Origin of the sequence: Paenibacillus dauci, from assembly GCF_000971985.1 — a bacterium.
GTDB lineage: Bacteria > Bacillota > Bacilli > Paenibacillales > Paenibacillaceae > Saccharibacillus > Saccharibacillus dauci.
In genome coordinates this window covers 60729-72571 of record NZ_KQ040799.1, presented here as the reverse complement: position 1 = coordinate 72571, position 11843 = coordinate 60729, and the positions used below count along the sequence as shown (strand labels likewise).

At 48.4% G+C, this 11843-nt stretch carries 8 protein-coding genes and 1 pseudogene; 5 read left to right on the top strand and 4 right to left on the bottom strand.

What is annotated here, in order from left to right:
* Position 1: 1 nt before the first annotated feature.
* The 3 genes from WH46_RS03795 to WH46_RS03785 all read left to right on the top strand — a co-directional run bounded on the left by WH46_RS03795 (position 2) and on the right by WH46_RS03785 (position 3264).
* A complete protein-coding gene (locus WH46_RS03795; protein WP_046225792.1) occupies positions 2-931 on the top strand; it encodes an MBL fold metallo-hydrolase in 930 nt (309 codons plus the stop codon).
* Positions 928-2253: a F390 synthetase-related protein gene (locus tag WH46_RS03790; protein ID WP_046225791.1), complete on the top strand. Its 1326-nt coding sequence runs from the start codon at positions 928-930 to the stop codon at positions 2251-2253. The genes WH46_RS03795 and WH46_RS03790 overlap by 4 nt, the downstream gene beginning before the upstream one ends.
* A 144-nt stretch (positions 2254-2397) precedes the next feature.
* On the top strand, positions 2398-3264 hold the full coding sequence (locus WH46_RS03785; protein ID WP_046225790.1) for an SDR family oxidoreductase: 867 nt from the start codon (positions 2398-2400) through the stop codon (positions 3262-3264).
* 785 nt (positions 3265-4049) lie between these two features.
* On the opposite strand, the pseudogene WH46_RS03780 reads toward WH46_RS03785, so the two are convergent.
* A pseudogene (locus WH46_RS03780) lies at positions 4050-5027 on the bottom strand (alpha/beta hydrolase); the annotation flags it as partial.
* A gap of 312 nt (positions 5028-5339) precedes the next feature.
* On the opposite strand from WH46_RS03780, the gene WH46_RS03775 reads away from it, so the two are divergent.
* The gene (locus WH46_RS03775) at positions 5340-6083 is read left to right on the top strand and encodes an IclR family transcriptional regulator (protein ID WP_017812655.1); all 744 of its coding nucleotides are present in this window, start codon (positions 5340-5342) and stop codon (positions 6081-6083) included.
* A 521-nt stretch (positions 6084-6604) separates the two neighbouring features.
* Positions 6605-7084, top strand: a complete 480-nt coding sequence (locus tag WH46_RS03770) for a hypothetical protein (RefSeq protein WP_046225788.1) — start codon at positions 6605-6607, stop codon at positions 7082-7084.
* Positions 7085-7198: 114 nt separating this feature from the next.
* Here WH46_RS03770 and acnA read toward each other — a convergent pair whose 3' ends face one another.
* The 3 genes from acnA to WH46_RS03755 all read right to left on the bottom strand — a co-directional run bounded on the left by acnA (position 7199) and on the right by WH46_RS03755 (position 11779).
* A complete protein-coding gene (acnA, locus tag WH46_RS03765) occupies positions 7199-9928 on the bottom strand; it encodes an aconitate hydratase AcnA (protein WP_046225787.1) in 2730 nt (909 codons plus the stop codon).
* A gap of 323 nt (positions 9929-10251) precedes the next feature.
* Positions 10252-10971 carry an ATP-binding cassette domain-containing protein gene (locus WH46_RS03760; RefSeq protein ID WP_046225786.1) on the bottom strand — a complete coding sequence of 240 codons (720 nt, stop codon included), beginning with the start codon at positions 10969-10971 and terminating at the stop codon, positions 10252-10254.
* 19 nt (positions 10972-10990) lie between these two features.
* Complete coding sequence (locus WH46_RS03755) at positions 10991-11779, bottom strand: hypothetical protein (protein ID WP_046225785.1); 789 nt, start codon at positions 11777-11779, stop codon at positions 10991-10993.
* Positions 11780-11843 lie beyond the last annotated feature (64 nt).

Sequence of the window (11843 nt, the reverse complement as noted above, 5' to 3'; positions counted from 1 at the left end):
TATGCTGACATCTACGCCAGTATCCTTATGGCTGGGGGCGGCAGGGTACTGTACCCATCCCGAGGTATTGACGATCCGTGGCGGAACGCTGCGACCAGTCGCTTTTCCGGCAGGGTTTGCCTGTATCCGTCATCCACAGCATGGGCTTATTCTGTTTGATACAGGCTATAGCAGTCGTTTTTTTACAGAAACGGCCTCCCTACCGCAGGCGGCGTATCGTTATATTACGCCTGTTGTGTACGAGGAACAGGATAGCGCGGTTTATCAGCTGGGCAGTATGGGAATGGATGCGACCGATGTGCAGTATGTGATTCTATCCCATTTTCATGGCGATCATATTGCAGCGGTTCGGGACTTTCCCAATGCCCGTTTTATCTATTTGTGGGAATCCTATGAAGCTGTACGCAGACTGGGTACGCTGCGCGCAGTCAAAGCAGGCTTTCTGAGCGGACTACTGCCGGAAGATTGGCTGCAGCGTTCTTTGCCATTTTACAGAAAGGATCTGGTGTATCCCGAGACATCTGTGCAGGCGCAGTCGACATCAGGTAGACCATCTGTATCAAAAGAGACATCCGTATCAAGGGACCCAGCCGTATTCGGTCAATCATATGGGCCTATGCATGATCTGTTTGGAGATGGCAGCTTATGGGCTGTGGAGCTATCCGGTCATGCCGAAGGAATGATTGGCTTGTTGTTATCAACTGCTTCGCATGATTATCTGCTCTGTGCGGATACCGTCTGGTCCAGTCGCGCACTGCGTGAGAATCGTCGGCCGCATCCGCTGGCTGGGCTCATCATGTCGGATCGCAGGGAATATGTCCGCAGCATGGATCGTCTGCGTGAGTGGTCGGATATGAACCCTGAGCTTCGTATTGTACCAAGCCACTGCAGGGAAGTACTGGCTGAGTGGGGAGGGAAATGGCTGACATGAACAGTGACACACTGCGCATTTTGTATCATTATATGCTGACCCGCCACTTGCATCGCTGGCCCGATCGTGAAGCGCTGGAACGCTGGCAGGAACGCCGGATTATTCGGCAGATCCGACGGGTGCGGGAGAGTTCCCCTTTTTACCGAGATCTCTGGAAAGGGCTGCCGGATGAAGCATGGCGCCAATTTCCCATTATCGACAAGCCGATTATGATGGAGCATTTTGATGAACTGAATACCGTGGGGATTCGAAGCGATGAAGCGATGGAGCTTGCGCTTCGGGCGGAACAGACACGGGATTTTGAGCCGCTGCTGCATGGTGTGACTGTAGGGTTATCCTCTGGAACATCAGGGAATCGGGGGCTGTTCCTGGTCAGTCCGCAGGAGCAATCAGCCTGGACAGGAACAGTACTTGCGAAGCTGCTGCCGGGCGGGTTGAAGCGGGAAGCGCGAATCGCCTTCTTCCTGCGTGCCAATAGCAATCTGTATGAATCGGTTCGCAAAGGCCGACTGCAGTTCCGCTACTTTGACCTGATCCGTCCGCTGGATGAGCATCTGCAGCAGATGAACGAGTATCGTCCCACGATCTGGGTCGCTCCGGCTTCGATGCTGCGATTGCTGGCAGAAGAGTATGCTGCCGGTCGATTGAAGGTACAGCCGCAGCGAATGATCGCTGTAGCCGAAGTGCTGGACCCCTTGGATCAACAGTACATCGAACAGGCTTTTGCCCAGAAAGTGCATCAGGTGTATCAATGTACAGAGGGATTCCTGGGAGCAACCTGTGCACACGGTACGATTCATCTGAATGAAGATATTGTCTGTATCGAAAAGGAATACATTGATCCAGACAGCCGGCGCTTCATGCCGATCATTACCGACTTCTCGCGGACGACACAACCGATTATCCGCTACCGGCTGAATGATATTTTGACAGAAGCTGCCGGTCCCTGTGTATGTGGGTCGCCGCTGACCGCAATTGAGCGGATTGAGGGACGGTACGATGATATTCTGTACATTCGGCATCAGCAACAAAGTAAAAGAATTCCACTGTTTCCCGATCTGGTAACCCGGGCGATTATTACGGCTTCTCCTCGCATCAGCCACTATCGGGTAATTCAGCAGACAGAAGATTTGTTGGAGATTGCTTATCGGCTAGATGATACAGGCGAAGCAAGCGCATTGGTCGAGCAGGAGATACACAGCCGGATAGAGACGATATGTAAAGGATTAAATGGTATTCCTCCCCGCATCTGCTTTACGGCTTATGACTTTACGCCGGGCCCGGTGAAGCTGCGCCGGGTAGAGAGACGCTGGAGCCTATAAACGGTCATTCATATCTGTAATGACAAGGAAGGCAGTGTATTTTTACATTCTTTATTTACCGATCGAAATATAGACTAGTACCTGAATACCTTTTTACTTTCATCTTTATCATATCTCTATTCCCTTACAAAGGAGCACTTCCCTATGACTTCATCTACTACCTATTCGGCTCCTTCTCCTTCTCGAATCGCACTAATTACCGGCAGTTCCAGCGGCTTTGGGTTGCTGATTGCGCTTAATTTGGCCCGGCAGGGGTTTGTCGTGATCGCAACGATGCGGGATCTGTCACGGCGAACAGCACTGGAAGAGCAGGCCGCCCAGCAGGGAGTCACTGACCGTATCCAGTATGTTCAGCTGGATGTGACTGACGAGCAGAGTCTAGCGACTGCTGTACAATCGATATACCGGCAGCATGGGCATATCGATGTATTGATCAACAATGCTGGCTATGCTGCCGGTGGCTTTGTTGAGCATGTGCCGATGCAAGCCTGGCGTGATCAGCTGGAGACCAATGTATTCGGACTGATTGCTGTTACACGAGCTGTACTACCGATCATGCGCGATCAGCGCAGCGGCCTGATTATTAATATGAGCAGCGTGAGTGGTCTGGCTGCTTTTCCCGGATATGCACCGTATGCTACCTCCAAGTTCGCAATCGAGGGATTCAGCGAGAGTCTGCGGCATGAGATGGCGCCGTTTGGGGTCAAAATCGTGCTGGTCGAGCCCGGTTCGTATCGAACCGATATCTGGGACAAAGGGTTAAGCAGTATCCATACGAAGCCGGATTCTCCTTATCAGCCGCAGCTGGATGCGGTACTCCGCTATTCACGGCACTCTGCCGAACATGCACCTCATCCCCGGCAGGTTGCCGATCTGATTGGACGTATCGTTAATCATAAGCATCCGCGTCTTCGTTATCCGGTAGGGCAGGGAAGCGGTCTGCTGGTGATTGCACGCAAGTTGCTGCCCTGGAGCTGGCTCGAATGGATTATTCGCCGAGCTACAAAATAATTCCAGAAATATCCTGAATATAATGATTAACTCTCCTCTACAAAGGTTAATACTAGAAGGGACAAACAAGAACACACGCTTCCATGCAAATGTTCAGTCCGTATACAACTTCTGACAAACAAAAGGTGAGGACATGAAAAACACATATAACAGCAAAAAAAATGTCGTATGCAGCAAATGCGGACATCAAATAGAAAATGTACTGGAACACGTAAAATTCGTCTTAAACGGACACTGCGAGCACTGTGAGAGTGTAAGCGTCCGTTCAGGTGCCAGGCTCAGACACACTTCCTGAACGAATAAACCCAGTACATCATCCGACTAACTCCTATATGGATCATAACGAATGGAATGAATAGACGTTGAATAGATTAGCAGACAGCAATAATAAGGCATGATCGCTACCGGATATCCGGAGAGATCATGCCTTATTATTTGGCTATCAGAAATAGGAAGACAAAACGAAGGCAGGCCATCCTATGAAATCGATGCCTGCCTTCGTGCAATTATGGTGTAGATTCGGTTGATGGATCAGTGTTCTGAGAAGTACTGTCTTTCTCCTTGGACTCTGTAGATTTTGTGGATTCTGTCGTTCCGTTAGATCGGGAACGAGTCGTATCCGAATCTGCAGCATCGGTGCTGTCTTTTGCCTTATTGGATGATTTGCCTGCTTCCGATGCAGGGATCGGCGGTGAAGGTTTAGTAGCACCAGAGTTCAGTCCGCTATCTTCGGTCGTTCCGTTCAGCATTGGATCGGTATCCATTTCATCTCCTGTGGCCAGGTCCAGATTGCTGAGAAAATTGGATACATAGCGCAGATATTCACGCGGATGCTCGCGGAATTCCAACTCATGATGCGCGCCCGGGATAATCCAAACTTCCGAATCCGGGTTGGTCTGGTTGGAAGCGAGCTGTTCGGCAATCTGATAGGGTGCCTTGCTATCCTGCGTCCCATGAATAAAGAAGATCGGGAATGGATAGTCCTTTTTCTTGACGGTCTGGTAAGGAATCTGGTTCAGGCTGGTACCATTCACGACCGGCAGCAGTGTCTCCAGAATCTCGATCGATGGATGCTGCGGAAGAGCCATCTGCTGGCGGATATTATAATACAGTGTATCCGGCTCCAGCAAGAACGTACTGTCCAGAATCATCGCATCCACCTGATCCGTCAGCAGACCGGCCTGCAGGGCAGTCCCGGCTCCCATCGAAAATCCCCAGACGACCAGCTCCTGAGCACCACGCTGCTTGGCCAGATCAATCGCCCCGAGCAGCTGCTGGGACTCTTTTTTACCACCGGTAGCGACTTCGGGATTGGTCTTGGAGGCGAATCCGTAATCGAACATAATAACATTGAAATTCAGCCGGTGGGCATAGTGAGCCAGATCGTACATCGGAATCCATGTCTCTTCGCGATTGGCTCCATAACCGTGGCTGAATATAATGGTCTTGGTCGAGTGTTTCTCTGCTGGTATATACCAGCCCTGCATCATCCGGCTGCCATCATGGGCAGGGAACGTAATGTCTTCGTAAGCCATATTTTTGGCCTGCATCGGGTTGGAATAGACACTGGCTACTGTCGGATAGGACAATACCCAGGCGATATAGGCATGCAGTGCAATAAAGCAGAACAGAAAGAAAAATACCACGGATAGCAACAGAGCTACGATGACATGTTTCAGACGAACTTGCTTTGGCTGAATAAGATACGTTTCGTCCGGTTCGGATGAGCGGGGCGTCGTATTGCGTTGTGCAGTTGAAGACATAATGCCCCTCCTGATTTCATAAATAAGTTATACGGTCATACATATAACGACGAAAAAGCAAACTTTCATGATCCATATTCACATTCGTGTATTATGGTAAGATGCGATGTAGAGAAAGTCAATTTTGACGGCTGCATCGACGAATAGATTACATTGTTATTATCGACGTATTTCCCTTTACCTTTAGAGTTAGCTTCGATATAATTTATGTAACCATGTTTCATTGAGTGAAACAATAGTATGGTAAAGTGCTGTTAGTCCATGTCATTAACACAGGGCTGTATCATCAGCCAGCCATTGGAGGCGAGAGAAATGGAAGACCGCAAATTAACTGTGCGTGCTGTAGAGCGTGCATTAGACATACTACTCTGCTTTACCCGATCCAGTGATCTGGGACTCACCGAAATTGCCTCGGAGATTGGACTGCACAAAAGTACCGTGCACCGTCTGCTGGCTACGCTGGAAGAGAAAGGATTTGTCGTGCGTAACAGTGCCACCGATAAATACCGTCTGGGCATCAAGATCTGGGAGCTGTCTACTCATCTAGCGCAAAATGACGATCCCGCGACGATGCTGCTGCCAGATATGGAGCAGCTGCGTGAACAGCTCGGCGAGACGATCAGTCTGTATATCCGCGATGGAGACGAACGCCTGCGTATTCAGGCGGTGCAGAGCAATCAGGCAATCCGCCGGGTCGCTCAGGTCGGTGCCAGACTGCCGCTGACTGTAGGTGCATCCAGTAAAGTATTGGTTGCCTTCTCCAGTGATGCCGAACAGGAGCTGCTGTTGAGCAGCGCGGAATGGCCGCCAAGCGTAGACCCGGATATGTATCGCCAGCAGCTGGAAGAGGTGCGTCATAACGGCTACTCTACCAGTTATGAAGAACGTGAGCCTGGAGCGGCGGCTGTGGCGGTACCGATCTTTGACAGTGCTGGCCAGCTGCGTGCTTCACTGTCACTATCCGGTCCGGTGAGCCGCCTGTCGATTGACAGACTGCACGAGTATGCACCTGTATTGATCGCTGCTGCCCGCGAGATGGGGATCAAGCTGCGCTAAATGCCGGCATATTGAACGCTGGGATAACCGGATATATACGATACAGATAATGAATGTACACCAAAGAGCATTTCTCTGACGAAGAGAAGTGCTCTTTGTTTTTGTATACCACTCTATTGAAATAAATATGATTCCAGCTTGATCGACAGCCCGCACACGTACCAGCCCTGTGCTGCTGAAACAGACAATTGACTCATCAGACAATGAGAAAAAGAAAATACTATTTGAGCTTGATCCTACAACGATAGGACATTATCATTTTGCAACCAGAAGACAAAAGTAGAATGGGGCAGCAACAATACCTGAAAATAGACGTCTGTGAATATATACAATCTATTTAATTTATACTAAAATATGGAATTTGATTATCCTATCAATGAGGGGAGAAGATACCCATCCAACGTCATCTGGCTGGAAGTCTGTTAATTCTGTTGCTAATTAGCCTGCTGTTTCCCTTGTTTGCCAGACCGGTGTCTGCCTGCAGCTGCGCTGCCAACGTGCCTATACAAGAAAGCAAAAAAATGGCGGATGCTGTATTCACAGGTGAAGTGACTTCGATCCGTCCCGCTTTATCCGGGGAAGAACCTTCTACCAAACAGTATACGTTTGCCGTTCAGTCTGCATGGAAAGGTAAGGTATATGAGCAGACCTTTATTCTTGCCAGCAATGAATCTGCATCCTGTGGTATAACTTTTGAACAAGGCGCAAGGTACCTTATTTTCGCCCGGCAATCCGAAGGTAATCTGCAAACCGATATGTGCAGCAGCAATTCGCCTGTCGTAGAACGAGGAGGGAGTCAGGTAGCAATAGTCCCGGGAACCTCGGAATTCGGCAGCTCCAACGGTATGAATCTACATCACTTGGGTGAGTCTATTGCTATATTGCCAGGCCGTTCCGAACCGCTCGGCGGACACCGAATGACTGCATTTTTTATTGGAGCAGGAGTACTAGCAGCAGGTTGTGCGATATGGTGGACACGACGACGATCCCTACGAAAGTAAGCTGGGTTTTATATGTAAAAACAGGTGCCTATCCTGTCGCTAACCGGTTGTCCGGAAAACGATGGATAGGCACCTGTTTATGAGTTTACTTTATTCAACAGCGAATGCTGAGATTTATACAGTCTCACCTTTGTTGGTGTTCTGGATCATCTGACGCAGAACGGTCTGCAGGATACCGCCATTATGGTAGTAGTCTACATCCACTGCGCTGTCCAGACGGACAATAGCAGGGAATTCGAACTTGGTACCATCTTCACGTTGTGCAGTTACATTCAATACCTGTCCTGGCTTCACATCATTGCTCAGACCAGTGATATCGAACACTTCGGTACCATCCAGACCAAGCTGTTTCCAGCTGTAGCCTTCCTGGAATTGCAGTGGCAGTACGCCCATACCTACCAGGTTACTACGGTGGATACGCTCGAAGCTCTCAGCGATAACTGCTTTGACGCCCAGCAGGAAAGTACCTTTGGCTGCCCAGTCACGTGAGCTTCCTGTACCATACTCTTTACCGGCAACAACGACCAGATTCTGGCTTTCTGCCTGGTAACGCATGGATGCATCGTAGATGGACATTACTTCATCCGTAGGCAGGAACTTGGTTACGCCGCCTTCTGTACCCGGAGCGACCTGGTTACGAATACGGATGTTGGCAAATGTACCACGCATCATGACTTCATGGTTACCACGACGGGAGCCGTAGGAGTTGAAGTCTTTACGTTCTACATTGTGCTCTTTGAGATATTGTCCGGCTGGGGACGATGGAGAAATGTTACCAGCTGGAGAAATATGGTCAGTTGTTACGGAATCGCCCATCAGTGCCAGTACGCGTGCATGGCGGATATCCTCAATGTCAGTCATGCCGTTAGCCAGGTACTGGAAGAACGGCGGATTCTGGATATAAGTGGAGTTGTCATCCCACTCGTACAGTTCACCCTGTGGAACCGGAATTTCATTCCAGCGTTTGTTGGCAGTAAATACATGCTCGTATCTGCTGCGGAACATTTCCGGACTGATCGACAGACCGATCGCATCGCGGATTTCCTGGGAAGATGGCCAGATATCCTTGAGGTATACAGGCTGTCCTTCCTGGTCATGTCCGATTGGATCTTTGGTCAGGTCGATATCTACTGTGCCTGCCAGTGCATAAGCAACAACCAGTGGCGGAGATGCCAGATAGTTCATTTTCACCTGGGCATGGATACGTCCTTCAAAGTTACGGTTACCGGACAGTACGGAAGATACCGTCAGATCGTTATCTGCGATAGCCTGGCTAACTTCATCAGGCAATGGACCGGAGTTACCGATACATGTTGCACAGCCGTAGCCTGCCAGATAGAATCCGAGTTCTTCCAGTGATTTATCCAGACCTGCTTTTTGCAGATACTCGGTTACCACCAGGGAACCTGGAGTCAGACTTGTTTTTACATAACCAGGTACTTTCAGTCCACGTTCTACTGCTTTTTTGGCGAGTAGACCGGCACCCAGCATAACGCTTGGGTTGGACGTATTCGTACAGCTGGTAATCGCTGCGATAACGACAGCGCCTGCACCCATTTCGCTGGTTTTGCCATTTGGATGTTGAACGGTGATTTTCTCAGCCAGTTTCTCATCCGACAGGCCATAACCGCCAGCTTCAACCGGTGTGCGGATCGCTGTGTCGTAGCTCAGTTTCATATTGGTCAGTTCGATACGATCCTGAGGACGTTTTGGACCGGCAAGACTCGGTACCACGGAAGCCAGATCCAGCTCGATCACATCGGTAAATACCGGATCAGGTGTCTCGGATGTACGGAACATGTTTTGTGCTTTGTAGTAGGCTTCTACCAGTTCAACCTGATCATCGGCACGGCCGGTATTGCGCAGGTAGAACAGTGTCTCGTCATCGACAGGGAAGAAACCGATTGTTGCGCCGTACTCAGGAGCCATGTTGGCTACTGTTGCACGGTCAGCCAGACTGATGTTGGCAAGACCCGGACCATAGAATTCCACGAATTTGCCGACAACGCCTTTTTTACGGAGCATTTCGGTAACCGTCAGCGCCAGGTCAGTTGCTGTTGCGCCTTCGCTCAGGCTGCCTGTCAGTTTGAAACCGATAACTTCTGGCATAACAAAGTACAATGGCTGACCGAGCATACCTGCTTCGGCTTCGATACCGCCAACACCCCAGCCAACAACGCCAAGACCGTTGATCATGGTAGTGTGGGAATCAGTACCTACGAGGGAGTCAGGGAAGACCTGAGTCTCGCCATCTACCGTCTTCGTAGCAGCTACAGAAGCCAGATACTCCAGGTTAACCTGGTGAACGATACCGGTGGAAGGTGGAACGGCACGGAAGTTGTCAAATGCAGTCTGTGCCCAGCGCAGGAAACGATAGCGCTCTTCGTTACGCTCAAATTCAACATTTACATTATGTTCAAGTGCATCGGGAGTACCGTATGCATCTACCATTACAGAGTGGTCAATAACCAGGTCAACCGGTACGAGCGGGTTGATCTGCTTTGGATCGCCGCCTGATTTCTTAACGAAATCGCGCATTGCTGCAAGGTCAACGACAACCGGTACACCAGTGAAATCCTGCAGTACGATACGTGCAGGGATAAATGGAATTTCTTTTTCCTCACGGCCCTCAGCCCATCCCGCGAGTTGTTTTACGTGTTCTTCGGTGATCGCGTGACCATCGAATTGACGAACAGCAGCTTCAAGCAGTACCCGAATAGAGAACGGCAGCTTGTCGATGCTGGTGTAGCCTTTTTCTTTCAGCGCTTCGAGGCTGAAATAACGGTAAGTCTTGTCTTTCACTTTCAGTTCACGGCCAACGGAAAATGAGTCTTTAACGGACATAGATGAACCTCCTTGAATGAAATACGGCTTACTGGTTACAGGAAAAGATAATCATATTGAAAAAAGTATCAATCTCGAGGAAACAATCTTGTATATACAGAATGCTTGTTTCGCAGAATGAAACTTGATTTCAAAATCAATCAACACTTTAAGTATACCGTTTACATGTGAGGTAGTAAAGTGGTTTTTGGATAAATTCGGAAGTATTTCTCAAAAAAATAAAAGACTATTTCTTTTTTTGGAAGAAGTCTTTTATTTGCTGCACAGGCAGTGAAATTTTTTATTTAGTTATTATTTTATGATGCAAAAGAGCAGGCTACTACTCAGTGGTGGTGGATCATATGCGCAAAAGCAAGATCTGGATCTTCACTTCCGTAATGTTCAAGAAATCTTGTATAGCTTCCTTCGAATATTTTTTGCCCACGATGAAGTGCATACAAATGACAGGGATGGTTCTTGAGTTCATGTAATGTATGGGTAGACAGAATTACCAGTTTATCAGGATCGCTGGCCAATTTCTGTATCCGGTTCAGAACCCTAATACGAGCAGCAGGATCTATAGCCGAAGTAGGTTCGTCGAAAATATACAGTTTGCGCTGCATAAGTGTGATAGCAAGAATGATCAGATAACGGCGTTCTCCGACAGACATATCTCCATAACGTGTTGTCCAGAGGCGTTCCATCATATCCTTCTCGTCGGAAGTCATTTGCGAATCGGTATACGGCTGTCTGGTGATTTTGATTCTGTTACGAAAATCGGTGTACAGAAAAAAGCGAAACAAATCATATCCGGTAAGGGAAGAGGAGAACAAGATTCCTTGTACCTGATAAAGAGTCTCCTGCTCCGGCGGAAGACCGCTAACTGCAGCAGGTACAGTCAGCAGACGGCTGAGCAGATCAAATAAAGTGGTTTTCCCGGCACCATTGTGTCCAATAACCACATTCATTATTCCCGGTTTAAAGGTTAACGACAGATTATCCAGCACTTTTCTGCCAGAACCTTTGTATTGATAAGTTAAATTCCGAATATCAACAGTGGGCATGACCAGTGTCCTCCTTAAATTAGATGCGTCCGGTTGAAGAAGTGACACGAATGGCTCGCATGGACAGAATTCCGATCAGAATATAAAGGAAAAGAATAATAAAAATCAGTAGTTGGTCATGTACAGGCATTGATGTATGAATCAGTCCATTGGATAGCATGTACATGATTTGGCGCACCACTTCGAGCGGATTGATCAACAGGATCAGCATACCGGCCCAGCCGGGTAGCGCAAAGTTATTAGCCGAGATCAGGAAAAACAGCAACAGCAAAATACTGACCATCGTAAACAGCGATTCCTGTTTGACTCGCAGCAGCAGAAGCCATGTGAAAAAGAGCGATAGTGCCGGAGCTGCAATAGTACAAGCCAGCATCAGTACAGCCATGAATAAGAGAATGTCAGACCAATGAGGAAGTATCAGACCTCCTGCAAGTACTGCAAAAAGGAGCATAGCTATCACCATGGCGATAAATTGAGTGATTAATTGCGACAAGATAATACTGTATTTGGAACCTGAGATGAACTTGAATACTTTGAGTGCTCCATTTTCCCGAAGACGTATCAGATTGAGCGGTGCATCGATCGACAGCAGGAAAATGATATAAGCTGTAAATACACTAGTATGTAAATAGAAAACTTCTGGATCTGGTGGCGAGGACAGCCAGTTATAATGCGTGAAAAAGAAAATAATGTTCGGGAAAAGTAAATACCAGCCAAGCGAGAACTTATTACTGATCAGCATTTTGGTGAACAATCTGATGTACTCGGTCAGAATACGAACACGCTGACGCAAAGAAACAGTAAGCACGTGTATGAAATCCCTCCTTCAATCATTTTGTATAGCAACTTCGTTTTCCTGAAATGGAAAAGTA